The sequence below is a fragment of the Rhodococcus sp. NPDC003318 genome (assembly GCF_042879035.1).
GTDB lineage: Bacteria > Actinomycetota > Actinomycetes > Mycobacteriales > Mycobacteriaceae > Rhodococcus_G.
In genome coordinates, this window is record NZ_JBIAOU010000005.1 from 245,096 (window position 1) to 271,950 (window position 26,855).

The window sequence follows — 26,855 nt, forward strand, 5'->3', positions numbered from 1 at the left end:
AGAGGACGTGATGAGCAACGCGACACCCGCCGTCGACGGCTGGTTCACCACCGGCCCCGAGCCGGCCCTGATCGGGACCTCGTGCCGGTCCTGCGGCACGATCTCCTTTCCCCGCGAGACCACCTTCTGCAAGAACCCGGCCTGCGCCGGCGAGGAGTTCGACGACGTCGAACTGTCCCGCCGCGGCACCGTCTGGTCGTACACCGACGCGCAGTACCAGCCGCCCGCCCCGTACATCGCCGTCGGCGACCCGTACGTACCGTTCGCCCTCGCCGCGGTCGAGCTGCCGGAGGGCCTCGTCGTCCTCGGCCAGGTCGCCGACGGGTACGGCGTCGCGGACCTGAAGGTGGGCAGCGACGTGGAGCTCGTCGTCGAGACCCTCTACACCGACGAGACCGGCGACCGCACCGTCTGGCGCTGGAAGCCGGTCACCGCACAGAACGGGGCACCGGCATGAGCAACCACGACGTGGCGGTCCTGGGCGTCGGCATGCACGCCTGGGGCAAGTGGGGCCACTCCTTCGTCCGGTACGGCGTCGCCGCCGCCCGCGCCGCCCTCGCCGACTCCGGCGTGGACTGGCGCGACGTCGACCTGATCGTCGGCGGCGAGACCGTCCGAAACGGGTACGGCGGCTACGTCGCCGGTGCCACGTTCGCGCAGGCCCTCGGCTGGAACGGCGCCCGGGTCGCGACGTCGTACGCGGCGTGCGCGACGGGCGCCCAGGCCCTCGACACCGCCCGCGCCCGCATCCTCGCCGGGCTGTCCGAGGTCGCGCTCGTGGTCGGCGCGGACACCACCCCGAAGGGCTTCCTCGCCCCGAACGCCGGTGAGCGCTGGGACGACCCCGACTGGCTGCGGTTCCGGCTGATGGGCATGACCAACCCGGCGTACTTCGCGCTGGGCGCGCGCCGCCGCATCGACCTGTACGGCGCCACCCCCGAGGACTTCGCGGCGGTGAAGGTCAAGAACGCCCGGCACGGGGTGAACAACCCGTACGCGCGCTACCGCAAGGAGGTCGCCGCGGACGACGTGCTGGCGTCGCCGGTGGTCGCGGACCCGCTGCACCTGCTCGACATCTGCGCCACCTCCGACGGCGGCGCCGCGATCGTGCTGACGTCGATGGAGTACGCCCGCCGCAAGGGCATCGTCGACCCGGTGAAGATCAGGGCGATCTCCACCGTCACCCCGACGTTCCCGCAGACGATCATGGACATGCCGAACTTCTCCACCGAGTCGGCGTCCGCGGTGCCCGCCCCGGCGCGCACCTTCAAGGAGTCGATCGGCGACGCCGCCTACGAGGAGGCGGGTATATCGCCGGAGGACGTCGACGTCGCCGAGGTGTACGACCTGTCGACGGCCCTGGAACTGGACTGGATCGAGGACCTGTCGCTGTGCCCGCGCGGGGAGGCCGAGCAGCTGCTGCGCGCCGGGGACACCACCATCGGCGGCCGCATCCCCGTCAACCCGTCCGGCGGTCTGGCCTGCTTCGGCGAGGCCGTCCCCGCGCAGGCCCTCGCGCAGGTCTGCGAACTCACCTGGCAGCTGCGCGGGCAGGCCGACGGCCGTCAGGTCGAGGGCGCGCGCGTCGGCATCACCGCCAACCAGGGCCTGTTCGGCCACGGATCGGCGATCGTCGTCGCCGTCTGATACCCCCTCTCCTCCGGCTGAAGGCGCCCTTCGTGCGGTCTGACCGCACGAAGGGCGCCTTCAGCCGTGGCAAGTGCGCGGACCCGGGGCTCCGAGTGGGCAACTGCGACTAGCCTTGTGGGTGAGGAGGTGCGTCGTGATCTACCTGTTGGCGCTCATCGGACTGGTGACTGTCGCGGTGCTGCTGTGGAAGGCTTTCGGACCCGACTCCGAGGCGACCGGAGGTCGCGTGATGGGACCGGACGACGACCCCGAATTCCTGTGGCAGGTCGATCGGCAGAATCACCGGCGGACCGGTGGTACCCAGGACGGTGCGCCGGGAGATCCGCAGGACTGACCCCGGGGTGACCCCACCGACGGCCGGGCTCACTCCGTTGGCTTGCCCAGCGCCTTGAACAGCCGATCGGTCACCTTGACGGCGAGGTCTCCACCGTCGGCATCCTGCACGAACACCGCGAAGGCCAGATCGCCCCGGTATCCGTAGAACCAGCGGTCGTCGTCGTGGGCTCCGGTCGCGCCGACCACGTCCCCGTAGCCGGCGAGCAGGTTGGCGGGCTCCCGGTGGACGGTGTCGCGCATGATGCCGCGCAGCTGTTCGGTGACGGCACCGGGCAGCTGGGGAACCGTTTCGTCGGTGGTCGCCGGCTGACCCGCCGCGATCACCGGGACCGTCGGGGCGCCGCGCGCGACGGACGCCGCGACCAGCGCCATCCCGAACGGACTGACCGCCACCTGATCGTCGTCGGACTGCTTCTCCTGCGACCCCCGCATCAGGTTCGGACCGCCACCGAACGACGCCGTCTGCTGATCCAGGCCCGGAATCGTGTACTTGACGCCGAGCCCGAGTTGCTTCGCGGCCTGCTGCAGGTCGACGTTCTGCGCCGACGCGGCCAGGCGAACCAGATCGAGCGTCGACCCCGACGGGTACAGGCCGGTGAAGGCGATCGGGCCGACGTCGGTGGCCTGGTTGTTCTGCGCGACCGCGAGGATCGCGCCGGTCGACGGCTGGATCGCGACGATCGCGGCGGGCGTTCCGACGCTGACCGCCGCGTCCTCCGCAGCCAACTGCAGATGCGGGTCCACCGACGACCGGATGTCGGGGCCGGGCGGGCCCTGGTAGCCGGTCAGCCGCACGGTCTGGCCGTTCGGTTCGACGGCGTTGATCGCCCAGCCCTGGCTCGCGTCCCGGTTCGACTGCCACACCGTCCGCATCGCGTCGACCACAGGCCCGTAGACGCGCCGGTCGATCGTGATCAGCCGCGGCTGACCCTCGACGACCACGCCGGGCACGGCGCGCAGTGAGTCCTCGAGCACCGCGAAGTCTGCGTCGCGGAGGTTGACCGCGGTGATCGCCTGCCCGTTCGCGGCGGCAAGTTCCTGCTGCAGCGATTCGGCGGTGATCAGGGGGGCGACCGGTTCGATGGCCTTCGCCAGGGCGACGGTGCTCCCCACCGGATCACCGGTCCGGCTCGGGTCGAGGCGGATCGCGTTGATGGTCTGTTCCGTCATCATCGGGGCTCCCCCGACGTCGAAAACCGTCGGCGGGGCGGCGTCGGTGCGGTCGAGACGGACGGTGCGGCCGTTGCCGAGACCGGGCATGAACGTCGCCGGATTCCACGACACCCGCCAGCCGACGGACAGGTTCCGCACCCAGCCGTTGACGTTGTAGGTCCAGGTCCGGTCCTTGCCGAGGTCCCAGGTCGCGACGGCGCTGAACATCCCCGAATCGGCGTCGAGGTCGATGATCTGGGTGACGTCGACGTCCACACTCTCCGGCGCGAGGGCGTCGAAGGCCTGCGCAATGGTCGATTTCGCGGCTTCCGGGTAGGAGGTGAGTGCGGCCGCCTCGTCGACGTCACCGTCGCCGAGGGCCTCGACGTACCGGGCGAGGACGGACTGCGCGTCGTTCTTCGGTTTCGTGAAGCCACCGCCGACGACCGCGACGCCGAGCACCAGCACAGCGGCCAGCGCGATCACAGACCAAATCCAGAGCCGTCGCCCCCTCACCGTCCGCATGTGTCGATCATCCGGTACCGAACCGCTTCATTGCAGCCGCTGACGGGGGCTAAGTGGTCACAACTCCGCCACGGTTCCGTGACCTGTTGCGTTATCCGGTGTCCAATCGTGACTCATTTCGTGGACACGAAGTGGAACCGTCAGGTCAGGCCCGCGTACGAGTGCAGACCCGACACGACCATGTTGATGATGAACAGGTTGAACAGCATGGCGACGAAGCCCGCGACGTTGATCCACGCGGCCCGGGTGTCGCGCCAGCCCGACGTCGCGCGAGCGTGCAGGTACGCGGCGTAGATCACCCACGCGATGAAGGAGACGGTCTCCTTCGGGTCCCAGCCCCAGAAGCGACCCCACGCCGCCTCCGCCCAGATCGCGCCGAGGATGATGCCGGCACCGAACAGTGGGAACGCGATGATCGTCGTCTTGTAGGCGAGGCGGTCGAGCGTCTGGGCGTCGGGCAGACGCACCGCGACCTTGCCGAGGACACCGCTCGACTCCTCGCCCTTCGGCTGCCGGATGCGCAGCAGGAACAGCAGGCTGGCGACACCCGAGACGAGGAAGATGCCGCTGCCGACACTGACGATCGTGACGTGGATGGGCAGCCAGTACGAGCGCAGCGCCGGGACGACCGGTGCCGCGTCGGCGTACAGCACGGTCGCCGCCAGGAACATCAGGATCAGCACCGGGATCAGCAGGAACGCCCACAGCGAGCGGTACTGCTGCTTGCGCAGCAGGACCAGGCCCATCGCCGTCGCCGCCGCGACCGCCATGCTGACGAACTCGTACATGTTGCCGAGCGGGAAGCGTTCGGTCGCGAAGCCGCGCAGGACGATCGACGCCAACTGCAGCGCGACACCGACGACCAGCACCGACATCGCCATGTTGCCGAGCCGCTCGGACCACGGCTTGTCCCGCCGATCGGTGACCCTGCCGGGGACCGGCTGCGACGGCGCCGGCCCCGCCGTCGCCCCGGAGGGCGCACCGGCCGTGACGAGTTCGCGCGCCTCGCGATCCTGCACCGCCTGCGCGCGGGTGGTCGCGTACTGCGCGATGAGCAGCACGAACGCCAACACGAAGATCGCGAACGCGGACTCGAACGCCAGGTCGCTGTACTGCGCCAGGTTCTCGTTGATCGGCATGCTTCTCTCTCCTGCGCGTCAGGCGCGATTCTGCGGTGTGTCCGGCGTGCGCCCGAGGTCCTCGAGCAGGCGGGCGGCGAGCCGATCGAACTCGTCGCCCCAGCCGGCCTGGTCGGTGCGGGCGAGTCCACCCAGCTCTACTACGGTACGTCGTGGCTGCCGGTCCAATGTATCGGACCCGGTCCCGCGATCGGCTGACTCGGGATACACCCGCACCCAGATGCGACGCCGCTTGACCACGAGCGACACCAGCAGTCCCGCCATCATCGTGATCGCGAAGACAAGCACCCACTGCTGCGCCGGATCGTGCGAGACCTGCAGGTTCACGAAGTCCTTCGCGCCGTCGAAGCGGACGACGGTGCCGTCCGAGAGCGTCGTCGACTCGCCCGGCGTCAGGTTGACCCGGGTCTCCTTCACCATCCGGCCCTGGTTCACCAGTTCCTTGCTCAGCGAGAAGATCGACTGCGGGTTGCCGGTGTCGAGCCCGGTGTCGCCCTTGTAGACGTCGATCGCGACCGCGGGATCGGTGAGCGCCGGGAAACTCGACGAGAGCAGGTCGCCGTGGAAGAACGCCGTCGGCGCGAACAGTCCCTCGATGCCGATCTGGTTCTGCCTGCGCTCCGTCTCGTCCGGGTACATGCCGCCCGGCGGGTCGAAGCGCATCGCGCCGCTGGACAGGAAGGTGGTCGCGTCGTCGGGCCGCCACTGCAACGTCTCGGTGCGCGACTCCCCGTTCGGGAAGGTCACCGTGAACGTCGGCGCGTAGCCGTGGCCCTGCAGGTAGACGCGGTCGCCCGCGACCCGCAGCGGGTGGTTGACCTGCAGCTGCGCGTCGCGCCACGTGTTGGACTCGAGGTCGTCGCCGGCCTGGTACTCGATGTTCGACGTGAACATCTCCGCCTGACCGTTGTCGAGGTAGTCGGCGGTGAAGTCGTTGACCTTCACACACAGCGGCGTCATCCCGGTGCCGTCCTCGGAGTTGCCGGCGCGGAACGAGTCGAACACCGCCGGCGAGGTGGTGCAGATGCCCGGGCCGCCGTCGGCGATGACGATGACGTTGCCCTCGTAGCTGAACAGCTTGCCGATCGCGATCGCCGCGAGCAGACCCACCAGCGACAGGTGGAACACCAGGTTGCCCGCCTCGCGCAGGTAGCCCTTCTCGGCGGACACCGTGATCTCGCCGGGCCGTCCGGAACGCAGGTCGTCCCCGGTGCGGGTGATCGTCTTCCAGCCGCGCAGCCGGGCGACGGCACCGGCCGCGACGGCGTCCGGGGTGGCGTCGACGACGGCGTCGGTGTGGTGCGGCAGCCGGGACAGCCGGCGCGGCGCGGCGACCGGCTGGGTGCGCAGCGCCTGGAAGTGGTCCCAGCAGCGCGGGATGATGCAGCCGATCAGCGACACGAACAGCAGCACGTAGATGGCGGTGAACCAGAAGCTGCCGAACACGTCGAACAGCTCGAGGCGGTCCATCCACGGCCCGAGCGTGGGTCGGTTCGCGATGTACTCGTCGACCTTGCCCGCGTTGAGGCTGCGCTGCGGCAACAACGCGCCCGGGATCGCGGCCAGCGCCAGCAGGAACAGCAGCACCAGCGCGGTCCGCATCGACGTCAGCCCGCGCCAGGTGTTGCGGACCAGCGCCGCCGCCCGGCCCGCCACCGACTGCCGGGGTACCGCCGCACCCGCGTCGTCCTCGGTCCTGTCCTTCTCGTCGACCGTCATGTCGGCGCCGCCACCTTCCGTGCCTCTCATATGGGCAGAGTCACTTCCGACACGAACGCGTCACGAACCCAACCGACGAACACATCCCACGCCCCCGTGACCAGCGCGACACCGACCGCGACCAGCATCACGCCACCGAAGATCTGGATGACGCGCGCGTTGCGCCGCAACCATCCGACCCCACGCAGGGCGCTCGCCGACCCGAAGGCCAGCAGCACGAACGGCAGTCCGAGGCCGACGCAGTAGGCGACCATCAGCACCAGTCCGCGGGCCGCGGTGGTGCCCTCGGTACCCGCCGCGACGGTGAGCACACCGGTCAGCGTCGGCCCGAGGCACGGCGTCCAGCCGAGCGCGAACACGCCGCCGAGCAGCGGTGCGCCGACGAGGCCGGAGATCCGGCGCGGCTCGAACCGCACGTCGCGCTGCAACGCCGGGATCAGGCCGATGAACACCAGGCCCATCGCGATCGTCACGACGCCACCGATCCGCTGGAACATCTCCCGGTTCACCGACAGCGCGGACATCGCCCCGAACACCGTCATCGTGGCCAGCACGAACACCACGGTGAACCCGGCCACGAAGAGTCCGGCCGCGCCCGCCACCCGCACTCGCGCGGCGCGCGTCTCGGTGCGCACACTCGCCTGCTCGACCGTCACCGGCGGCGCGTCGGCACCGACCACACCGGCCAGGTACGACAGGTAGCCCGGCACCAGTGGCACGACGCACGGCGACGCGAACGACACCAGGCCCGCGAGGATGCACACGGCGAACGCGAGGATCAGCGGCCCGGTGGCCGCGGTGGACTGGAAGGTGGCGCCGATACCCTGCGCATGCACGCCGACGCTCTGCGCATGCACGCCGATGCTCTGGGCCAGTACTGCTGTGTTCACTGCTCGGCCGCGATCCTCTCGACCGCGGGCTGCAGGTCGTCGACGAGCAGTGCGGTCAGGTACACCGCCGCGACGCGGTGCTGACGGTCCAGGACGATGGTGGACGGGATGACGCTGGTCGGGTAGTTGCCGCCGAGTGCGGTGAGACTGCGCATCGACGGGTCCCAGATCGACGGGTATCCGACGTTGTTGTTGGTGACGAAGTCCTGTGCCTTGTCCCGCTGCGGGTCCCGGACGTTGATGCCGAGGAACGCGACGCCCTGGTCGCGGGTGGCCTCGTACACCTTCTCGAGGTCGTCGACCTCGCCGCGGCACGGTCCGCACCACTGGCCCCACAGGTTGATCACGACGACCTGGTCCTCGAAGTCGGACAGCGAGACGGTCTTACCCTCCTCCATCAGGTCCTCGCCGGTGAGGTTGCCGATGGTGCCGCGGTCGGCGGGCGGGTCGTAGTAGATCGACGTCTGGCCGCCGGGCGAGACGAAGTCGAAGGTGCCGCCCTGTGCGACGGCGTCGTCGCCGGTGGCGCAGGCGCTGGCCAGCCCGCCGAGCAGCACGCTCAGCACCAGGGCAACAAGGACCTGTGCGCGCCGTCGGTGGCCGGTGCCACCGACAACGCGCACAGGCGGCGAAGCCGCACTCATGCCCCGGTCACCCTCGGATCCGACGCGCCTGCGGGCTCCGAGTAGACGATGTCGACGAGGGTGTCGCCCTCGTACACCAGCGAGGTCAGCGACGCCAGGCCGCACTGCCGGTGCCGGGGGTCGTGCCAGAGCCGCTCACCCTGCAGGAAGCGGCGCAGCGTCCACACGGGCAGCTGGTGGCTGACGCACACGGCCTCGTGCCCGACGGCCGCGACGCGCGCCGCGTTGACGGCGGCCAGCATCCGGTGCGCGATCTGCAGGTACGGCTCGCCCCACGACGGGGTGAACGGGTCGCGCAGCTTCCACCAGTGCCGCGGACGGCGCAGCGCACCGTCGCCGACGGAGACCTTCAGGCCCTCGAAGTCGTTCGCGGCCTCGATCAGGTTGTCGTCGGTCGCCAGGGTCAGGCCGTGCGCGTCCGCGATCGGCGACGCGGTCTCCTGCGCCCGCTGCAGCGGCGACGCGACGACGTGGGTGATGTCGTGCGCGGACAGCACCGATGCGACCGTGCGGGCCTGCGCCTGACCGGTCACCGACAGCCGGTAGCCGGGGAGCCGCCCGTACAGGATGCCCTTCGGGTTGTGCACCTCACCGTGCCGCAGGACGTGCACGATCGTGCGGGACTCGGCGGGGTCTGCGGACGGCGTCTGCTGGGGGCTTGTCACGGTGGTCTGCTCCGGGAGCTGGATGGTGGGTGTCGGGTGGTCGGGGTGGATCTAGGTGCCGGGGGTCGCCGCGGCGGCCGCGGCGGCCGCCGCGGGGACGGCGGCGGCGATGCGGTCGAAGGCGCCCTCGTCGAGCGCGGACGAGACGAACCAGGCCTCGTACGCGCTCGGGGGTGCGTACACGCCGCGGGAGAGCAGCGTGTGGAAGAAGGCGGGGTACCGCCACGTCTCGCTCGCCTTCGCCTCCGCGTAGCTGGTCACGGGTCGGTCGGCGAAGAACACGCTCACCATGGTGCCTGCAAATTGCACTTGGTGCCGCACACCTGCAGCGTGGAGTGCGTCACCGAGCAGCCGACCGAGGGTGGCGGCGTTGCGTTCGAGCGCGTCGTAGACGCTCTGATCTGCGGCTTTCAGGCTGGCGAGGCCGGCGGCGACGGCGACCGGGTTCCCGGACAGGGTGCCCGCCTGGTACACCGGGCCGGCCGGTGCGAGGTGGTTCATGACGTCGGCGCGGCCACCGAACGCGGCGGCGGGCAGCCCGCCGCTCATCACCTTGCCGAAGGTCGTGAGGTCACCGGCGACGCCGTCGAGGCCGTACCAGCCGGACCGGCTGACGCGGAATCCGGTCATCACCTCGTCCATGATCAGCAGCGCGCCGTTCGCGGTGCAGAGGGACCGCAGACCCTCGTTGAAGCCGGGCAGCGGCGGGACGGCGCCCATGTTGCCCGCGGCGGCCTCGGTGATGACGCATGCGATCTCGCCGGGGTGCGCGGCGAAGGCCTGCTCGACGGCGGCGAGGTCGTTGTAGGGCAGCACGATGGTGTCGGACGACTGGGCGCCGGTGACGCCGGGCGAGGTCGGCAGCCCGAAGGTGGCCAGGCCGGAGCCCGCCTCGGCGAGCAACGCGTCGACGTGGCCGTGGTAGCAGCCGGCGAACTTGACGATCTTGGTGCGGCCGGTGAACCCGCGGGCGAGCCGGACCGCGCTCATCGTCGCCTCGGTGCCCGAGTTGACCAGGCGCACCTGCTCGACGGAGGTGCGGTCGACGATCAGTTCGGCGAGCTCGACCTCGCCCTCGGTGGGGGCGCCGAACGACAGGCCGCCGACGGCCGCCCGCTGCACCGCCTCGACGACAGCGGGATGCGCGTGCCCGAGGATCATCGGACCCCACGAACAGACGAGGTCGACGTAGTCGTTGCCGTCGACGTCGGTGAGGGTGCAGCCGTGGGCCTGGGCGATGAACCGGGGGGTGCCGCCGACCGAGCCGAATGCCCGGACCGGGGAGTTCACGCCGCCGGGGGTGACGGCGGCGGCGCGCTCGAAGAGTTCTGCGGATCGAGTGGCAGGCTGCGCCGAGGCGCCGGGGGTGGCAGTCACGGCCTCCAGTGTCCCAGTTCCCGCGAACCCGGCAACGACAGGGTGTTGGGACAGGCTGCGGCCACCCGGTGACACACCGGGCCCGGGACGATGCGTGTCGTCCCGGGCCCGGGGGCGTGCGGGCGGCGGTGGATCAGATGAAGGGGCTGGGTGCGTCGACGATCAGTCCGTGGCAGACGCCGGTCGGCAGGCACACCTCGTTGATGCGGGCCATGCTGATGCGGACGCCGTCGACGACGCGGTAGAAGGAGTAGTTGCGGCCGTCGATGCTGTGTGCGCGCACGCCGGGAATGGTGGTGAAGTCCTTGTGCGTGTAGAGCAGGTCGTCCTGGGTGATCACCGGGTTGACCAGGAACTCGGTGTGCGAGCCGTCGACCAACGGGGTGAACCTCTCCGAACCGGGCACCGCGGGAGCGGCGGAGGCGATCGCGGCCGACGTGGCCAGGACGGCGACGGTTCCGGCGGCGACGGTGGCAATTCGGGCGATTCGGTTGACTGCGCTCATAGTTCACCGATGAAACACCACTGACGCCTGCCACGCCAGCGACACGAGTCACGGCGAAATAGCGAATGAGTTGCGAATCACCGCTTCACAGGTTCCCGCGTGCCTCCTGCTCGCGTTCGATGGACTCGAACAGGGCCTTGAAGTTGCCCTTGCCGAAGCCGAGCGAACCGTGCCGTTCGATCAGTTCGAAGAACACCGTCGGCCGGTCACCGAGGGGTTTGGTGAAGATCTGCAGCAGGTAACCGTCCTCGTCGCGGTCGACGAGGATGCCGCGCGCCTTCAGCTCGTCGATCGGGACCCGGACCCGGCCGATCCGGGCGCGGAGCTGCGGGTCGTCGTAGTACGCGTCGGGCGTCGGCAGGAACTCGACGCCTTCGGCGCGTAGTCGGTCGACGGCGCGCAGGATGTCGTCGGTGGCGAGCGCGAGGTGCTGGCAGCCGGGTTCGCCGTAGTAGTCGAGGTACTCGTCGATCTGCGACCGTTTGCGTCCGACCGCCGGTTCGTTGAGGGGGAACTTGACGCGGTGGTTGCCGTTCGCGACGACCTTGCTCATCAGGGCGGAGTACTGGGTCGCGATGTCGTCGCCGACGAACTCGGCGAGGTTCGTGAAACCCATGACCTCGTTGTAGAACCGCACCCAGTGGTCCATCCGGCCCATCTCGACGTTGCCCACGGCATGGTCGAGGGCGGCGAACACCCGGTCCTCCGCGCCGGGCCGGGGCACGAATCCCGAACAGCGGGGCTCGAAGCCGGGCAGGTACACCCCGCGGTACCCGGACCGGTCGACGAGCGTGTGCCGGGTGCTGCCGTAGGTGGCGAGCGCGGCGAGCCGGACTGTGCCGGACTCGTCGGTGACGTCGTGGGGTTCGTCGAGGACGACGGCGCCGTGGGCGCGGGCGTGCGCGACGCAGCGGTCGACGTCGAGGACCTCGAGGGCCAGGTCGACGACGCCGTCACCGTGCCGGCGGTGGTGGTCGGCGAGCGCGCTGGTGGGGTCGACGGCGCCGGTGAGCACGAATCGGACCGACCCGGATTCGAGGACGAACGACCGGTGGTCGCGTTGCCCGGTCTCGGGGCCGGCGTGCGCGACGAGTGTCATCCCCCACGCCGAGGTGAAGTAGTGACAGGCCTGGGTGGCGTTGCCGCACACGAACTCGACTGCGTCCATCCCGACGACGGGGAACGGGTCGGCTGCGTCGTCGTGGTCGACGAGTCCGACGAGTCGCCGCAGCTGTCCGGCACGCAGGTGCGCGGCACGTTCGTGGGAGGTGAGGCGTGCGGTGGTCATGCCTCACTGTCGGCCCGGGCGCCGGAGTGCGCAACAGTCGGCGTTGACGGTGGTCACCCTGTACAGAATGCTGGGCATCGACGCGGTTTCACTGGACAGATCGACCAGGAGGCAGCCATGTCCATCGACCGTCTCGACGCGGCCCTGCTGGCCCTGCTGCACACCGAGCCCCGCGTCGGGGTGCTCGAGGCGTCGCGGCGTCTCGGTGTCGCGCGCGGCACCGTCCAGGCCCGGCTGGACCGCCTCGAACGGTGCGGGGTGATCGCCGACCGTTCCCCCACCCTGGACGCCGCCGCGCTCGGGTTCCCGGTGTCGGCGTTCGCGACGCTCGAGATCGTGCAGGGTCAGGGCCACAGTGCCGTGATCGAGCATCTGTCGGCGATCCCCGAGGTGCTCGAGGCGCACACCACGACCGGCGCGGGCGACCTCCTGGTGCGGGTGGTGGCCCGCACCCACGCCGATCTGCAGCGCGTGATCAACGAGATCGTCGACGGCAGGCACGTCCTGCGCTCCTCGACGTCGATCGCGTTGGAGACGCCGATCCCGCTGCGGCACCTGCAGTTGGTCCCGGTCGCCCGCGACGATCCGCGGTGACGCGTCAGTTCGGCAGGTGCGGCTCGATCTCCCGCAGGATCGCGGCGCGGGACTTCGCCCCGGCCAGTCGCACGACCCGCTCGCCGCCGACGAACAACGCCAGCGTCGGCGTGCCCATCACCTGGTACTCACCGGTGGTGACGGGGTTCGCCGCGACGTCGAGCGTCAGGATGCGCAGGCGTCCGTCGAGGTCGCCGGCGATCTGGTCGAGCACGGGCGCGACCATCCGGCACGGCCCGCACGAGGCGGCGGTGAAGTCGACGAGAACCGGCAGGTCGGAGCCGAGGACATCGGCGGCGAAGTCGGAGTCGGTGGTGGAGGCGAGGGCCATGAGTGTCCTTCTTCCTGTGGTGGTGTGGTCGGTCAGCGGTTGACCTGGGCGAGAAGTCGTTGTCCGGGAACCACTTCCGATCCGCACTCGCAGACCAGCCGGGCCTCGACCCGGCCACCGCAGCCGCCGTGCCGGTAGGCGACATCGGGGACCGACGCCGTGTCGAGGTGCCGCTCCCCCCAGTCGGTCAGCGCGGCGAGCACGGGAAGCAGGTCGAGCCCGGCGGCGGTGAGCGTGTACTCGAGCCGCGCCCGACTTCCCGGGACGCGGTACTCGCGGGTGCCGAGCACCCCCGCCTCGACGAGCCGTCGCAGTCGGTCGGACAGCACGGTGCGCGGGGCTCCGGTCGCGGAGCGGAGTTCGTCGAAGCGCCGCAGTCCGAGCGACACCTCGCGCACGACGAGCAGCGCCCAGCGTTCGCCGAGCAGGGTCACCGTGTCCGAGAGCGTGGTCACGATGCTGAGTCTACATTCCGAACCCAGCTCTTCCGCCTCCCCTCCCACTCCCCGGCTGAAGGTGACCTTCATCTCGATGAGCGAGACGAAGGCCACCTTCCGTCAGCGGGGGGATCGGGCGACGGCCGTTCGGCGAACGGTTCACATGTACGAAATATCAGCCGAAGACTCCGGAAACATCCGCACCCGAAACTCGGTCTGGTTGGTTCGGTCGACAGAAGGAGAGCTCCGTGAGCGCATGCCGCGATGCCGACAGCGTCGACACGCTGTGCGCCTACTGCGGGGTGGGTTGCGGTCTGGTGCTCGACATCACCACGGACCCGGAGACCGGACGGCGCCGCGCCGCCAAGTCCACCGGACGCACCGATCACCCGACGAACTTCGGTCGCCTGTGCACGAAGGGCTCGACCACCGCCGACATGCTCGCCGGGTCGGGACGCATGGAGTCCGCCTACCTGCGGCCGCAGCGCGGCGCACCGGTCGAGGCCACCGTGATGGACGCCGCCATCACCGAGACGGCCACCCGACTGCGGGCGATCGTCGACGAGCACGGTCCGGACGCCGTGGCGCTGTACGTGTCGGGGCAGATGTCCCTCGAGGCCCAGTACCTGTCGAACAAGCTGGCCAAAGGGTTCATCGGCACCAATCAGATCGAGTCGAACTCGCGGCTGTGCATGGCCAGCGCGGGCACCGGCTACAAGCAGTCCCTCGGCGCGGACGGCCCGCCCGGCTCGTACCAGGATTTCGACCACGCCGACGTCTTCTTCGTGATCGGCGCCAACATGGCCGACTGCCATCCGATCCTGTTCCTGCGGATGATGGACCGCGTCAAGGCCGGCGCGAAGCTGATCGTCGTCGACCCCCGGCGCAACGCGACCGCCGACAAGGCCGACCTCTTCATGCAGATCGCGCCCGGCACCGACCTGGCGCTGCTCAACGGGCTGCTGCACCTGATCGTGGAGAACGGGCACACCGATCCGGAGTTCATCGCCGAGTTCACCGAGGGCTGGAACGCCATGCCCGACTTCCTCGCCGACTACACGCCGGGGAAGGTCGCCGAGATCACCGGTATCCCCGAGGCGGACATCCGTACCGCGGCGCGGTGGATCGGCGAGGCCTCCGACTGGACGAGCTGCTGGACGATGGGCCTGAACCAGAGCACCCACGGCACCTGGAACACCAACGCGATCTGCAACCTGCACCTGGCGACGGGCGCGATCTGCAAGCCCGGCAGCGGCCCGTTCTCGCTCACCGGGCAGCCGAACGCGATGGGTGGCCGCGAAATGGGCTACATGGGTCCGGGACTGCCCGGGCAGCGGGCGATCACGTCCGAGGCGGACCGCGACTTCGTCGAGGACCGCTGGGGCATTCCGCGCGGGACGCTGCGCACCGACGTCGGCGGCGGCACCATCGACATGTTCTCCCGCATGGCCGACGGCGACATCAAGGCCTGCTGGATCATTTGCACCAATCCCGTTGCGACGGTGGCGAACCGCCGGACCGTGCTCGCCGGGCTGGAGAAGGCCGAGCTGGTGATCACGCAGGACGCCTTCCGGGACACCGAGACCAACGAGTACGCCGACATCCTGTTGCCCGCCGCGCTGTGGACCGAGTCGGACGGGGTGATGATCAACTCCGAACGCAACGTCACCCTGTTCCAGCGGGCCCTCGACCCGGTCGGGCAGGCGCTGCCGGACTGGCAGATCATCGCCCGGATCGCCTGCGAGATGGGCTACGCCGAGGCGTTCACCTACTCCTGCGCGGAGGAGGTGTTCGAGGAGATCAAGCAGTTCGCCAATCCGCGAACGGGATACGACCTGCGCGGCGTCAGCTACGAGCGGCTGCGGCAGACGCCGATCCAGTGGCCGTGCCCCCCGGATGCCGACTCCGACCGCGACCCCGACACCGGACGGCACCCGATCCGCTACCTCAACGACGGTGTGAGCCAGCATCTTCTGGTCCGCGAGGACGGCACCACGCCGCGGTTGGCGTTCCCGACCCCGAGCGGGCGTGCCGCCTTCTTCGCGCGCCCGCACATGCTGCCGGCCGAGATACCCGACGACGACTTCCCGTTCCTGCTGAACACCGGTCGGCTGGCGCACCAGTGGCACACGATGACCAAGACCGGCAAGGTCGCGAAGCTGAACAAGCTCAACCCCGGCCCGTTCGTCGAGATCCACCCCGACGACGCTGCGCGTCTGGGTGTCACCGCGAAGGACCGGGTCGAGGTGGCGTCGCGGCGCGGGCGGGCGGTGCTTCCCGCCGTGGTCAGCGACCGGGTGCGTCCCGGGGACTGCTTCGCCCCGTTCCACTGGAACGACGTGTTCGGTGAGTACCTGGCGATCAACGCGGTCACCAACGACGCGATCGACCCGGCGTCCCAGCAGCCGGAGTTCAAGGCCTGCGCGGTCACCCTCGCGAAGGTCGTCACCGACGGGGAACCGCCCGCCGACGACGGGACCGCACCGTCTGTCGCCGCCGCAACGGCTTTCGACACTGCCGCACCGCTTTCGACGGAGGAGAACCGTGTGACTCGGGTCGACACCCTCGCCGACATCCTGGGCCTGTCCGACCAGGCTCCGATCGACTTCGACCCCGTCGGGCGACGCTACCTCGCCGGGATGCTGACCGCGCTGCGCGCCGACGCCGCCGGCTCGGGGGTTCCGGTGTTGCCGGATTCGGCGCCGTTCGATCCGGCCGCCCGCGCGTGGGTGGACGGGCTGCTCGCCGGATTGTTCTCCCGCACCACGGTGTCGACGACGAAACCGGCGTCGCCGCTCGACTCCCCGGCCCCCGGCCGGGCACCGGTCACCGTGCTGTGGGCGTCGCAGACCGGCACCGTGGAGGAGTTCGCGTCCGGCTGCGCGGCGTCGCTCTCGGATGCCGGTGTGCCGGTCACCCTGCACGACATGGACGGGTTCTCCGCCACGGATCTCGCGGGCACACGTGAGCTGCTGGTGATCACGAGCACCACCGGTGACGGAGATCCACCGGACAACGGGAGCGGCCTGTGGAGCGCCCTGTCCGCTGCGGACGCGCCGCAGCTGACCGGCACCCGCTTCGCCGTCCTCGCGTTCGGCGACTCCAACTACGACGACTTCTGCGGTCACGGACGCAAACTCGACGCCCGGCTCGCCGAGCTCGGCGCCACGCGCATCGTCGACCGGGTGGACTGCGAACCGGACTTCGACGCTGCCGCGGCCGGGTGGCTGGACGCGGTCACGACGGCATTGACCGGCGCCCCGGACGACGCACCGCCGACGCCCGCGCCGCCTGCTCCGGCGACGACCGCGCCCGGGTCGTCCACGACGTCGTTCCCGGCCCGGGCGACGGCCACCGAACCGGCAGCGCCGCAGGCTCGCTACGGACGCAAGTCGCCGCTCGTGACCAAGCTGGTCCGCAACACCGTGCTGAGCCGGCCCGGATCGTCGAAGGACGTGCGCCAGTTCGGGTTCCACCTGCCGGAGGACACCCTCGACTACGAGGCCGGTGATGCGCTCGGGGTGTGGCCGCGCAACAGCCGCCCGTTCGTCGACGAGTGGCTCGGCGCCACCGGTCTCGACGGTGACGCGACCGTCGACGTCGCCGATCACGGCGCGATGCCGCTGCGCACCGCACTTCTCGAGCGTCTGGAGATCACCCGCATCACCGGCGATCTGCTCCGGTTCGCGCACGAGCGCACCGGCGACGCGCAGCTCGCGGAGCTGATGAAGCCGGAGAACAAGGGACGCCTCGACGACTGGTCGTGGGGCAGGCAGTCGCTCGACCTGCTCACCCACGCCCCGTTCCGCGCTTCCGCGAACGAGTGGCTGGCCGTCCTCAAACCCCTTCAGCCCCGGCTGTACTCGATCTCGTCGAGCCCGAAGGAGAATCCCCGCGAGGTCCAGTTGACGGTCTCGGCCGTCCGGTACAACATTCACGGCATCCCGCGGCGCGGCGTCTGCTCGACGTACCTCGCCGACCACGCCGAGGACGACGACATCGGCATCTTCGTGCAGAAGTCGCGGCACTTCCGGCCCCCGGCCGACGCGGACACACCGATGATCATGATCGGGCCGGGCACCGGCGTCGCCCCGTTCCGCGCCTTCATGCACGAACGGCGGGCGCTCGGCCACACGGGACCGAACTGGCTGTTCTTCGGTGAGCAGCATGCGGGCACCGACTTCTACTACCGCGACGAGATCGAGGAACTCCGCGGCGACGGCTTCCTCACCGAACTCGATCTGGCGTTCTCCCGCGATCAGAGCAAGAAGATCTACGTCCAGGACCGGATGCGCGAACGCGGTGCGCAACTGTGGCAGTGGCTGCAGGAGGGTGCGCACTTCTACGTGTGCGGTGACGCGAACCGGATGGCCAAGGACGTCGACCAGGCGCTGTGCGGCATCGTCGCGCAGCACGGCCGCCTCGCGCCGCGCAGCGCGGAGGCGTACGTGAAGGCGCTCGCGGCGGAGAAGCGGTACGTGCGCGACGTGTACTGATCCGGCCCCGGCCGCAGATCCGCTGATGCGCCAATATTGACCTCATCTCTCCGCTGATACGATCTTCTGGCCTACCGGAGACCGATTCTGCGAAAGAGAGATCGATGCCGTCGCTACGCATCAAGGATGCTGCGGATCTGCTCGGCGTCAGCGACGACACCGTCCGCCGCTGGATCGACAGCGGCGCCCTGCCCGCCGACAAGGACGCTTCGGGCCGCAAGGTCGTCGACGGGAAGGTCCTCGCGGAGTTCGCCACTCGGCAGGCCACTCCCCCGGCCGACCCGATCGGATCCGCCAGCTCGGCGCGCAATCGCTTCGTCGGTCTGGTCACCAAGGTCACCACCGACACGGTGATGGCCGAGGTGCAGATGCAGTGCGGCCCGTTCACCGTCGTCTCCCTGATGAGCTCGGCCTCCGTGCGTGAGCTCGGCCTCGAACCCGGCTCCGTCGCGGTCGCCATGGTCAAGGCCACCACCGTCATCGTCGAAACACCCGAAGGAACTTCGTGAAGCACAGCAGGACCCTCGCAACACTGTTCGCCGCGGTCGCCGCCACCGCAGCCATCGCCGGATGCTCGAGCTCGTCCACCGACGAGGACGCCACCCCGACCAGCGCCGCCGACTCGGCCGCCGTCTCGGGTGACCTGACGGTGTTCGCGGCCGCCTCGCTGAAGTCGACGTTCACCGAACTCGGCGACATGTTCGAGGACGCGCATCCCGGCACCTCGGTGACGTTCAACTTCGCCGGGTCGTCCGACCTGGTCGCGCAGCTCCAGCAGGGCGCGCCGGCCGACGTGTTCGCCTCCGCCGACACCGCCAACATGACGAAGGCGCAGGACCTGGTCGCCGGCACCCCGGTGAACTTCGCCACCAACACCCTGACGATCGTGACGCCGCCCGGAAACCCCGCACAGATCACGTCTTTCGCGGACCTGGCCAAGCCGGACGTCCAGGTCGTGGTGTGTGCGCCGCAGGTGCCGTGCGGCGCGGCGACCGCGAAGGTCGAGGCGGCGACGAACGTCACGCTGTCTCCGGTCAGTGAGGAGTCGTCGGTCACCGACGTGCTCGGCAAGGTCACCTCGGGGCAGGCGGACGCCGGCCTGGTGTACGTCACCGACGCGGCGACCGCGGGCGACAAGGTCACCGCGGTCCCGTTCCCCGAGTCCGCCGGGGCCGTGAACACCTACCCGATCGCCGCGCTCACCGACGCGGGCAACCCCGAGGCGGCCGAGGCGTTCGTCGCACTGGTCACCGGACCCGAGGGCCGGAAGGTGCTGGCCGAGGCGGGATTCGCGGCACCGTGACCTCGCGGGCGGGTGGGGATCCGGACGGGCGGGTGCGCGTCGGCCTGCCCGGCTGGACGTACCTGCCCGCCGCTGTCGGGGCCGCGTTCCTCGTCCTCCCCCTCGTCGCCGTCCTCCTCGAAATCGACTGGGGCAACTTCGTTTCCCTGATCACCTCCGAATCCGCTCGCACCGCACTGGCACTGAGCCTGAAGACGGCGAGCGCGAGCACCGTGGCCTGCATCCTCCTCGGTGTCCCGATGGCACTGGTGCTGGCGCGTGGACGTTTCCGCGGCCGCTCGATGCTGCGCTCGCTGGTGTTGCTGCCGCTGGTGATGCCACCCGTGGTCGGCGGCATCGCGCTGCTGTACACGTTCGGCCGCAACGGTCTGCTCGGCGAGCCGCTCGAGGCCTTCGGGATCCGAATCGCGTTCTCCACCACCGCTGTGGTGCTGGCCCAGACGTTCGTGTCGCTGCCGTTCCTGGTCGTCAGCCTCGAAGGGGCACTCCTCGTGGCGGGACGGCGCTACGAGGAGGTCGCCGCGACCCTGGGTGCCCGGCCGACGACGGTGCTGCGGCGGGTGACGCTCCCGCTGGTGCTTCCGGGCCTGGCGTCCGGCGCCGTCCTCGCCTTCGCCCGCGCGCTCGGCGAGTTCGGCGCGACCATCACCTTCGCCGGGTCGCTGCAGGGCGTCACCCGCACCCTCCCGCTGGAGATCTACCTGCAGCGCGAGACCGACCCGCAGGCGGCGGTCGCGTTGTCGTTGCTGCTGATCGTGGTGGCCGCGGTGATCGTGCTGGCGACCCACCGGCACCGGGTGGGGGCGCTGTGAGCGAGCGAACGACGGAGAAGCTGTGAGCGCGTTGACGGTGCGGGCCGGCCTCGGGCACCGCGGGGCACGGTTCGACGTCGCGCTCGGCGACGGCGAGGTGCTGGCGGTGCTGGGACCGAACGGGGCGGGCAAGTCGACGTTGCTCGGCATGATCGCCGGACTGCTGCGGCCGGACGACGGGACCGTCACGCTCGGTGACCGCACCCTCGTCGACACCGCTGCGGGTGTGTTCGTCCCGCCGCACGACCGGGGCGTGGCTCTGCTGTCGCAGCAGGCCCTGCTCTTCCCGCACCTGACGGCCGCCGCGAACGTCGCGTTCGCGCCGCGCAGCCGCGGGATGTCGCGGGCGCAGTCGCGGGAGATCGCCGCGCACTGGCTGCGGCAGGTGGACGCCGAGGATCTCGCCGCGCGGCGCCCGTCCCAGTTGTCGGGCGGTCAGGCCCAGCGGATCGCGATCGCCCGCGCGTTGGCCGCCGAGCCCCGGCTGCTGCTGCTCGACGAACCGATGGCCGCGCTCGACGTCGCCGTCGCGCCGACGCTGCGACGGCTGCTGCGCCGGGTGCTGCGCGAGCAGGCACGGACCGCGGTGATCGTCACCCACGACCTGCTCGACGCCCTCGCCCTCGCCGACCGGGTGATTGTCGTCGAGGCGGGCGTCGTGGTCGAATCGGGCACCGTCCGTGAGGTTCTGACGCATCCGCGCAGCGCGTTCGCGGCCCGGATCGCCGGCGTCAACCTCCTCGCCGGGACCGCCACGTCCCCGGACGGTCTCGAAACACCGTGGGGTGCAGCCGTGTCCGGGATCGGGTCCGGCGCGGAGGCGGGCTCGCCCGCGGTCGCGCTGTTCCGGCCCGCGGCGGTGTCCGTGCACGCCGACCGGCCGCACGCCAGCCCCCGCAATGTCTTCGCCGTCACGGTCTCCGAACTCGAGGCGCACGGAGCGGCCGTCCGGGTGCGCGCCGAGGACAACCCGGACGGGTCGGTGGGGCCGGCCGCGGACGTCACGCCCGCGGCCGCCGCCGAACTCGACCTCGCGCCCGGGCATCGGGTGTGGTTCGCGGTGAAGGCGCAGGAGGTCACCGTCCACCCCGCGCGGGCGGCGAGAAATCAGTAGGTTCGGGTCATGGCGACCACAGTGCAGCAGACCACGGTGCAACAGACCCCGCCGGACCCGACCACGGCCGACCACGTTCGCATCACTCTGGACGGACGTTGGCGGGAGGTCCGCGACGGAGTACGCGACGCCCTGCTCCGCGACGAGTTCGCACCCCACCACACGCCGGACCTGAGAGAAGCCAGGGCGAAGACGCTCGCCCAGCTGCGACTGCTGGCGGAGTCCGGCTACGCCGCCAACGGTTTCGCCGCCGAGCACGGCGGCACGGGCGACGTCGGCGCAGCGGTGACCAGCATCGAGATGCTCGCGATGTCGGACCTGTCGTTGATGGTCAAGGCCGGTGTGCAGTGGGGCCTGTTCGGCGGCGCGATCGAGAACCTGGGCACCGCACGCCATCACGAGCGGTACGTACGCCCGACCATCGACCTGGACGTGCTCGGCTGTTTCGCGATGACCGAGACCGGGCACGGCAGCGACGTGCAGTCGCTGCAGACCACCGCGACCTACGACGCCGCGACCGGTGAGTTCGTGATCGACACCCCGGTGCCGCCTGCCCGCAAGGACTACATCGGCGGCGCCGCCGAACACGCCCGGATGGCCGCGGTGTTCGCGCAGCTGATCACCGCGGGTCCTGGAGAGGAACCGGAATCGAAGGGAGTGCACTGTTTCCTGGTTCCGATCCGGGACGAGGACGGCGCGGACCTGCCCGGCGTCACGACCTCGGACTGCGGTGTCAAGGGCGGGCTGCCCGGTGTCGACAACGGCCGCATCGTGTTCGACCACGTGCGCGTCCCGCGGGTGAACCTGCTGAACCGGTACGCCGACGTCGCCGAGGACGGCAGCTACTCGTCCCCGATCGACAGCCCGGGGCGGCGCTTCTTCACGATGGTGGGCACCCTGGTTCGCGGTCGCGTCACGGTCGGTGGGGCGGCCGGTGCGGCGACGCGCGTCGCACTGAGCATCGCGGCCCGGTACGCTCTGCAACGCAAGCAGTTCGACCGTCCGGCACCGAAGGGCGACGCGACGGCGCCCGGCGAGGTGCTGATCATGGACTACCTCGTCCACCAGCGGCGACTGCTGCCCCTGATCGCGACCTCGTATGCACTGGCGTTCGCGCAGAACGAACTGGTCGGCCGGCTCCACGACATCCAGACCGCCGAGAACGTCGACCACCGCGACCAGCGTGAGCTCGAGGCCCGCGCCGCGGGACTCAAGGCCGCGAACACCCGGCACGCGACGCGCGCGATCCAGGAGTGCCGCGAAGCCTGCGGTGGCGCAGGATATCTCACCGAGAACCGGCTCGTCGCGCTCAGGGCGGACACCGACGTCTTCACCACCTTCGAGGGAGACAACCACGTCCTGACGCAACTCGTCGCGAAGGAACTGCTCACCGCGTACGCGGACGAAGTGCAGGGCATGAGCCCCGTCGAGTGGATGCGGTTCGCGGCCACCACCGTCTCGGACATCGTCAAGAAGCGCACGGCCGCGCAGCAGATCATCCAGACCATCCTCGACACCCGGCAGGACAACGAGGAGGACGGCAGCCTGTTCAACCGCGGCACGCAGTTGACGATGTTCGGCGATCGGGAGGAGTACCTGCTCTCCACCGCCGCCCGTCGCCTGCAGGGCGCGAGCAGACGCGAGGACGATCCGTTCGACGCGTTCAACTTCGTGCAGGACCACGTCCTGCACGCCGCGGAGGCGCACGTCGACCGGGTGGTGCTCGAGGCGTTCGTCGCCGGTATCGAGTCCTGCGCGGACGAGCAGGCGCGCCGCCTGCTGAGCGACCTCTGCGACCTCTACGCGCTCACCGTGATCGAGAACGACAAGGCGTGGTTCATCGAGCACCGGCACCTGTCGGTGGAGCGAGCGAAGGCCGTCACCCGCGGCGTCAACGAGCGCTGCCGGTCGCTGCGCCCGCACGTTCTCACGCTCGTCGAGGGGTTCGGGGTTCCCGAATCCGTGCTCGGCGCCGCGATGCTCACGTAGCGGGCTCGGACGAGGGCGAGCACCCGACACGGACCACCCCGCGTCCAGCAGTGCGTGCGACGGGGAGTCCCGGAAGCGGCGAAACACGCCCGTGAAGTCCCGTTCGATGTGGGGGACGCGTGTTTAGCCTGGAGCAATGACTACCCCCGACATCACGCTGAATTCCGGAACGACCATCCCGCAGCTCGGCCTGGGAGTGTGGCAGGCCTCGGGCGACGAGACCGAACACGCGGTGCGGTATGCACTCGACGAGGCCGGGTACCGGCACATCGACACCGCCGCCGCCTACGGGAACGAGGACGGTGTCGGGCGCGCCGTCGCGGCGTCCGCGGTCCCACGGGAGGACATCTTCCTCACCACGAAGCTGTGGAACGCCGATCACGGCTACGAGGGCGCCCTGCAGGCGTTCGACACCAGTCTCGGCAAGCTCGGCACCGACTACGTCGACCTGTACCTCGTCCACTGGCCGCTGCAGGATCGCGACCGCCTGCTCCGCACCTGGGACGCCCTGGAGGCGATCGCGGAGTCGGGTCGGGCCAAGGCGATCGGTGTCTGCAACTTCGAGCCGCACCACCTGCAGTTGCTGGTCGACCGCGGCGGCCTGCTCCCGGCCGTCGACCAGGTCGAGCTGCATCCGCACCTGCCGCAGACCGAGATACGCGCCTTCGCACAGCAGCACGGGATCGCGGTGGAGTCGTGGAGCCCGCTGGGCGGCACGAGCAATTCGGGCTGGGGACCGAACTCGAAGCCGAACACGCTCCTCACCGATCCGATCATCACGCGGATCGCGGACCGGCACAGCAGGTCCGCGGCGCAGGTGCTGATCCGCTGGCATCTCCGCAGCGGACTGATCGTCATCCCGAAGTCGGTGCACGACCACCGGATCGCGCAGAACATCGACGTCTTCGACTTCGAACTCGACGACCTCGACGTCAGCGAGATCGACACCCTCGCGAACGGCACCCGACTGGGCATGCATCCCGACGAGATGAACATCGGCGCGCCCCGCTGAGCGCGCTCACGCGCCGGGCGTCACCCGCAGGATCCGGTCGCCCGACCCGTTGTCGGTGGTGAGGAGCAGTGTGCCGTCCGGCGCCAGGGTCGCCGAACGCAACCGGCCGAACTGTTCGTCCAGCATCGAGGTCTCGTCGGTGACGGCGGTGCCGTCCTCGGACAGTCGCAGCACCACCAGCTTCTCCGCCTGCTGGCTGGTCACCACGAGTGCCCCGTCCAGTTCGCCCCACGGTGCGCCCGAGAGGAAGGTGCCGCCGGGCGTCGCGATCGTCGGTGCGCCCGACGACCACACCGCCGCAATCGCACCGGGCACGCGGTCCGGGTCCGTCATCGGCACGGATTCGTCGTAGCGGAGCGGATTGCGATCGGGCCGGTAGCCGTAGTTGCCGCCCGCGGTCAGCAGGTTCACCTCGTCGTCGACTCGGGTGCCCTGCTCGATCCCGTACAGCCGTCCGGTGCCGGGCTGCAGCGCCAGCCCCTGCACGTTGCGGTGGCCGAAGGTGAACACCGGGCTCCCGGGGTCGGGGTTGCCCGCGGCGGGGGTGCCGTCGACGTTGACGTGCAGCACCTTGCCCGCCGGCGACGTCGGATCCTGCGGCGCGGTCCGCGACGTGCCGTCACCGGTTCCGACGAACAGCGTGCCGTCGGGGTGGGCGAGCAGTCGGCAACCGCCGTGCCTGCCACTGCTGCCGGCCGGGATGCCGGTGAGCACCTCCGCGCGGCGGGTCAGCGCCGTCCACCCCGGATCGACGGTCCACGCCACCACCCGGATGTCGCGGTCGCCCAGCGGGCCGACGTGACCCTGGCAGGTGTACAGGGTCCGGTCGACGGCGAAATCCCGCGAGAACGCGATGCCCATCAGCCCCGTCTCGCCGTGGACGTGCAGGTCGGCCAGATCGGCCGCCACCTCGCCCGCGCTGCCGTCGGCGCGGGCGACGACGAACCGGCCGGCGCGTTCCCCGGTGAGGATCGCGCCGTCGGGCGACACCGCGACCTCCCACGGCCTGGCCAGTCCGTCCAGCACGGTGGAGACGGTCACGCCGGTGGTGGCCGGCAGACCGGCGGTGGCGGTGTCGGGTGCCGGTGCCGTGCAGGCGACCTGCGTCGAGCCGAGCGCGATCACGGCACCCAACACGGCACCGAACCCGCGAATCCCGTCCACGCCCGTGCTCCCCGTCAGCGGCTCTCACTCAACCCCAGGGTATGTCTCCCCGGACGAACTCGTACTCGTGCAGGCGGACCCGGCGGGTGCGCAGCCGGTAGCGCCAGGAGAATCCGGGCCACAGCGCGTGGTTGCCTCCGGCGCCGTCCAGGTACCAGCTCGCGCACCCGCCGGTGCTCCACACCGCGCGCCGCAGTCTGCGCTGCGTCTGCCGGTACGACGCGTCCTGAACGTCCTGCCGCACCTCCAGGACGTCGGCCCCGGACCGCTCCACGACTCCGATGGCGTCGAGCACGTACCGGATCTGCGACTCGATCATGTAGAGCACCGAGTTGTGCCCGAGCCCGGTGTTCGGGCCGGACAGCAGGAACGCGTTGGGCAGCCCCGCGACGGTGACTCCGAGATGTGTGCGGATGCCGCCGCGCTGCCACAACTCCTGCAGCGTGACACCGCCCCGCCCGGCCAGCGGCATCGCGCCGAGCGCACCGGCGACGCGGAAGCCGGTGGCGTGGACGATCACGTCCACGCCCCGGGTGACGCCGTCCGCGGTCACCACGCCGCCGGGCACGATCCGCTCGATCGGCACGGTGACGACCTCCGAGCCCGGACGGGTGAGCGCAGGAAAATAGCTGTCGGAGTACAGGATCCGCTTGCAGCCGATGCGGTGATCGGGGGTCAGTGCCCGGCGCAGCGCGGGGTCGTCGACCTGGCGGTGCAGGTGCCGCAGCGCCCGGCGGCGCAGCGGAGCCGCGGCGGCCGCCGGCCCGGTGAGGGCGGGCACCAGTGCTTCACCACGCCAGTACTCGATGCGGCGGGACACCCGGGGCAGCCGCGGCGGACGCTGCGAACGAGCGGGCAGCACCCAGGCCGGGGTCCGCTGGTAGAGGTGCAGTTCGCGGGCCCGCGCGGCGATCTCGGGCACCACCTGGACGGCGGACGCTCCGGTCCCGATCACCGCGACCCGCTTGCCGTCGAGTTCGGCGGAATGGTCCCACTCGGCGGTGTGGAACACCGGGCCGGCGAAGGTCTCCGCACCCGGGATACGGGGAATGCGAGGCAGATTCAGCGCTCCGGTCGCGACGACGAGGAACCGTGCCGCGTACCGGCGTCCGTCGGCGGTGGCGACCTGCCACATCGCGGCCGCCTCGTCCCAGTGGCCGGCGACGACGCGGGCACCGAACTCGATCCGGTCGCGGACGGGTTCGGCGACCGAACGCAGGTAGTCCAGCAGCTCCGGCTGTCCCGCGCGGGCGGCCGTCCCCCTCCGCCAGGGCGCGAACGAGTAGGAGTACAGGGCCGACGCGACGTCGCAGGCCGCGCCCGGGTAGGTGTTGTCGCGCCAGGTCCCGCCGACCTCGGCGGCCTGCTCGAGGATCACGAGGTCGTGCTCGCCGGATCGGTGCAGCGCGGCCGCCATCCCCAGCCCGGCGAACCCGCTGCCGATGATCAGCACTCTCGCGGTCCGCAACGTGACGTCGCTTCTCACACCCATACTTGAACACTGTTCAAGTATGGGTGTGAGAAGGCAAGTCACAGGTATCGGCCGGACAGGTCGGCTGTCGCTCCCCGCCGCCCTCGAACGCGGCTGAAGGTGGCATTCGTTCGGATCAGGGGCACGTGAACTGGTCCCCGGAAGTTGGACTGCGAAATTCGGTTCCGACTTCCGGGGAGTGGTGTCATGGATGCACGAAGTTCGTTGTCCGAGGGGCAGCG

General features: G+C 70.5%; 24 protein-coding genes. 11 read left to right on the forward strand and 13 right to left on the reverse strand.

All coding sequences use genetic code 11. The features are described from left to right. Positions 1-10: 10 nt before the first annotated feature. The 3 genes from ACFYVR_RS12045 (at position 11) to ACFYVR_RS12055 (ending at position 1,984) form a co-directional block, all read left to right on the forward strand. Positions 11-457, forward strand: coding sequence for a Zn-ribbon domain-containing OB-fold protein (locus ACFYVR_RS12045; RefSeq protein WP_387473067.1), 447 nt, complete (start codon positions 11-13; stop codon positions 455-457). Next, entirely contained in the window at positions 454-1,647 is a 1,194-nt protein-coding gene (locus tag ACFYVR_RS12050; protein ID WP_387473069.1) for a lipid-transfer protein, read from the forward strand. The genes ACFYVR_RS12045 and ACFYVR_RS12050 overlap by 4 nt, the downstream gene beginning before the upstream one ends. Before the next feature lie 136 nt (positions 1,648-1,783). After that, positions 1,784-1,984 (forward strand): hypothetical protein, encoded by a 201-nt coding sequence (locus ACFYVR_RS12055; RefSeq protein WP_387473071.1) that lies wholly within the window; start codon positions 1,784-1,786, stop codon positions 1,982-1,984. Between the two features lie 29 nt (positions 1,985-2,013). Here ACFYVR_RS12055 and ACFYVR_RS12060 read toward each other — a convergent pair whose 3' ends face one another. The 9 genes from ACFYVR_RS12060 to hppD form a co-directional block, all read right to left on the reverse strand. Further along, on the reverse strand, positions 2,014-3,663 hold the full coding sequence (locus ACFYVR_RS12060) for an NTF2-like N-terminal transpeptidase domain-containing protein (protein WP_387473073.1): 1,650 nt from the start codon (positions 3,661-3,663) through the stop codon (positions 2,014-2,016). A 140-nt stretch (positions 3,664-3,803) separates the two neighbouring features. After that, a complete protein-coding gene (gene ccsB / locus ACFYVR_RS12065) occupies positions 3,804-4,802 on the reverse strand; it encodes a c-type cytochrome biogenesis protein CcsB (protein ID WP_387473075.1) in 999 nt (332 codons plus the stop codon). Positions 4,803-4,820: 18 nt separating this feature from the next. Further along, complete coding sequence (locus ACFYVR_RS12070) at positions 4,821-6,521, reverse strand: cytochrome c biogenesis protein ResB (protein WP_387473135.1); 1,701 nt, start codon at positions 6,519-6,521, stop codon at positions 4,821-4,823. A 26-nt stretch (positions 6,522-6,547) separates the two neighbouring features. Beyond that, a complete protein-coding gene (locus ACFYVR_RS12075; RefSeq protein WP_387473137.1) occupies positions 6,548-7,357 on the reverse strand; it encodes a cytochrome c biogenesis CcdA family protein in 810 nt (269 codons plus the stop codon). A 50-nt stretch (positions 7,358-7,407) separates the two neighbouring features. Continuing rightward, positions 7,408-8,055: a TlpA disulfide reductase family protein gene (locus ACFYVR_RS12080; protein WP_387473077.1), complete on the reverse strand. Its 648-nt coding sequence runs from the start codon at positions 8,053-8,055 to the stop codon at positions 7,408-7,410. Then, positions 8,052-8,720, reverse strand: coding sequence for a histidine phosphatase family protein (locus ACFYVR_RS12085; RefSeq protein ID WP_387473079.1), 669 nt, complete (start codon positions 8,718-8,720; stop codon positions 8,052-8,054). Before ACFYVR_RS12085 ends, ACFYVR_RS12080 begins: the two co-directional genes overlap by 4 nt. Before the next feature lie 51 nt (positions 8,721-8,771). Further along, entirely contained in the window at positions 8,772-10,097 is a 1,326-nt protein-coding gene (gene hemL, locus ACFYVR_RS12090; RefSeq protein ID WP_387473081.1) for a glutamate-1-semialdehyde 2,1-aminomutase, read from the reverse strand. A gap of 133 nt (positions 10,098-10,230) precedes the next feature. Continuing rightward, positions 10,231-10,602 carry a hypothetical protein gene (locus ACFYVR_RS12095; protein WP_387473083.1) on the reverse strand — a complete coding sequence of 124 codons (372 nt, stop codon included), beginning with the start codon at positions 10,600-10,602 and terminating at the stop codon, positions 10,231-10,233. Between the two features lie 85 nt (positions 10,603-10,687). Further along, a complete protein-coding gene (gene hppD / locus ACFYVR_RS12100) occupies positions 10,688-11,890 on the reverse strand; it encodes a 4-hydroxyphenylpyruvate dioxygenase (RefSeq protein ID WP_387473085.1) in 1,203 nt (400 codons plus the stop codon). A gap of 117 nt (positions 11,891-12,007) precedes the next feature. Here hppD and ACFYVR_RS12105 point away from each other — a divergent pair, with 117 nt between their 5' ends. Then, positions 12,008-12,484 (forward strand): Lrp/AsnC family transcriptional regulator, encoded by a 477-nt coding sequence (locus ACFYVR_RS12105; protein WP_387473087.1) that lies wholly within the window; start codon positions 12,008-12,010, stop codon positions 12,482-12,484. Positions 12,485-12,488: 4 nt separating this feature from the next. On the opposite strand, the gene ACFYVR_RS12110 is transcribed toward ACFYVR_RS12105, so the two are convergent. Further along, positions 12,489-12,815, reverse strand: a complete 327-nt coding sequence (locus ACFYVR_RS12110) for a thioredoxin family protein (protein WP_387473089.1) — start codon at positions 12,813-12,815, stop codon at positions 12,489-12,491. 32 nt (positions 12,816-12,847) lie between these two features. Beyond that, positions 12,848-13,270 carry a winged helix-turn-helix transcriptional regulator gene (locus tag ACFYVR_RS12115; protein WP_387473091.1) on the reverse strand — a complete coding sequence of 141 codons (423 nt, stop codon included), beginning with the start codon at positions 13,268-13,270 and terminating at the stop codon, positions 12,848-12,850. 230 nt (positions 13,271-13,500) lie between these two features. Between ACFYVR_RS12115 and ACFYVR_RS12120 the strand changes: the two genes are divergently transcribed. The 7 genes from ACFYVR_RS12120 (at position 13,501) to ACFYVR_RS12150 (ending at position 23,978) form a co-directional block, all read left to right on the forward strand. Then, the gene (locus ACFYVR_RS12120) at positions 13,501-17,748 is read left to right on the forward strand and encodes a molybdopterin-dependent oxidoreductase (RefSeq protein WP_387473093.1); all 4,248 of its coding nucleotides are present in this window, start codon (positions 13,501-13,503) and stop codon (positions 17,746-17,748) included. A 104-nt stretch (positions 17,749-17,852) separates the two neighbouring features. Beyond that, a complete protein-coding gene (locus ACFYVR_RS12125) occupies positions 17,853-18,257 on the forward strand; it encodes a molybdopterin-binding protein (RefSeq protein WP_387473095.1) in 405 nt (134 codons plus the stop codon). Beyond that, positions 18,254-19,051, forward strand: coding sequence for a molybdate ABC transporter substrate-binding protein (gene modA / locus ACFYVR_RS12130; RefSeq protein WP_387473097.1), 798 nt, complete (start codon positions 18,254-18,256; stop codon positions 19,049-19,051). Before ACFYVR_RS12125 ends, modA begins: the two co-directional genes overlap by 4 nt. Next, the gene (locus ACFYVR_RS12135) at positions 19,048-19,863 is read left to right on the forward strand and encodes an ABC transporter permease (protein WP_387473099.1); all 816 of its coding nucleotides are present in this window, start codon (positions 19,048-19,050) and stop codon (positions 19,861-19,863) included. Before modA ends, ACFYVR_RS12135 begins: the two co-directional genes overlap by 4 nt. Before the next feature lie 22 nt (positions 19,864-19,885). Next, positions 19,886-20,977, forward strand: coding sequence for a sulfate/molybdate ABC transporter ATP-binding protein (locus ACFYVR_RS12140; RefSeq protein ID WP_387473101.1), 1,092 nt, complete (start codon positions 19,886-19,888; stop codon positions 20,975-20,977). 9 nt (positions 20,978-20,986) lie between these two features. Further along, positions 20,987-22,966 carry an acyl-CoA dehydrogenase gene (locus ACFYVR_RS12145; RefSeq protein ID WP_387473103.1) on the forward strand — a complete coding sequence of 660 codons (1,980 nt, stop codon included), beginning with the start codon at positions 20,987-20,989 and terminating at the stop codon, positions 22,964-22,966. A gap of 136 nt (positions 22,967-23,102) precedes the next feature. After that, positions 23,103-23,978 carry an aldo/keto reductase gene (locus ACFYVR_RS12150; RefSeq protein ID WP_387473105.1) on the forward strand — a complete coding sequence of 292 codons (876 nt, stop codon included), beginning with the start codon at positions 23,103-23,105 and terminating at the stop codon, positions 23,976-23,978. Between the two features lie 6 nt (positions 23,979-23,984). On the opposite strand, the gene ACFYVR_RS12155 is transcribed toward ACFYVR_RS12150, so the two are convergent. Beyond that, positions 23,985-25,133, reverse strand: a complete 1,149-nt coding sequence (locus tag ACFYVR_RS12155; protein ID WP_387473139.1) for a PQQ-dependent sugar dehydrogenase — start codon at positions 25,131-25,133, stop codon at positions 23,985-23,987. Positions 25,134-25,170: 37 nt separating this feature from the next. Beyond that, positions 25,171-26,634 (reverse strand): flavin-containing monooxygenase, encoded by a 1,464-nt coding sequence (locus tag ACFYVR_RS12160; protein ID WP_387473107.1) that lies wholly within the window; start codon positions 26,632-26,634, stop codon positions 25,171-25,173. Between the last annotated feature and the right edge of the window lie 221 nt (positions 26,635-26,855).

Bases quoted from the DNA above. Each gene is read 5' to 3' on its own strand.
- ACFYVR_RS12045 (WP_387473067.1), top strand. From the start codon at position 11: ATGAGCAACGCGACACCCGCCGTCGACGGCTGGTTCACCACCGGCCCC.
- ACFYVR_RS12050 (WP_387473069.1), top strand. From the start codon at position 454: ATGAGCAACCACGACGTGGCGGTCCTGGGCGTCGGCATGCACGCCTGG.
- ACFYVR_RS12060 (WP_387473073.1), bottom strand. From the start codon at position 3,663: ATGCGGACGGTGAGGGGGCGACGGCTCTGGATTTGGTCTGTGATCGCG.
- ccsB (WP_387473075.1), bottom strand. From the start codon at position 4,802: ATGCCGATCAACGAGAACCTGGCGCAGTACAGCGACCTGGCGTTCGAG.
- ACFYVR_RS12070 (WP_387473135.1), bottom strand. From the start codon at position 6,521: ATGACGGTCGACGAGAAGGACAGGACCGAGGACGACGCGGGTGCGGCG.
- ACFYVR_RS12080 (WP_387473077.1), bottom strand. From the start codon at position 8,055: ATGAGTGCGGCTTCGCCGCCTGTGCGCGTTGTCGGTGGCACCGGCCAC.
- ACFYVR_RS12095 (WP_387473083.1), bottom strand. From the start codon at position 10,602: ATGAGCGCAGTCAACCGAATCGCCCGAATTGCCACCGTCGCCGCCGGA.
- hppD (WP_387473085.1), bottom strand. From the start codon at position 11,890: ATGACCACCGCACGCCTCACCTCCCACGAACGTGCCGCGCACCTGCGT.
- ACFYVR_RS12105 (WP_387473087.1), top strand. From the start codon at position 12,008: ATGTCCATCGACCGTCTCGACGCGGCCCTGCTGGCCCTGCTGCACACC.
- ACFYVR_RS12110 (WP_387473089.1), bottom strand. From the start codon at position 12,815: ATGGCCCTCGCCTCCACCACCGACTCCGACTTCGCCGCCGATGTCCTC.
- ACFYVR_RS12125 (WP_387473095.1), top strand. From the start codon at position 17,853: ATGCCGTCGCTACGCATCAAGGATGCTGCGGATCTGCTCGGCGTCAGC.
- ACFYVR_RS12145 (WP_387473103.1), top strand. From the start codon at position 20,987: ATGGCGACCACAGTGCAGCAGACCACGGTGCAACAGACCCCGCCGGAC.
- ACFYVR_RS12150 (WP_387473105.1), top strand. From the start codon at position 23,103: ATGACTACCCCCGACATCACGCTGAATTCCGGAACGACCATCCCGCAG.
- ACFYVR_RS12160 (WP_387473107.1), bottom strand. From the start codon at position 26,634: ATGGGTGTGAGAAGCGACGTCACGTTGCGGACCGCGAGAGTGCTGATC.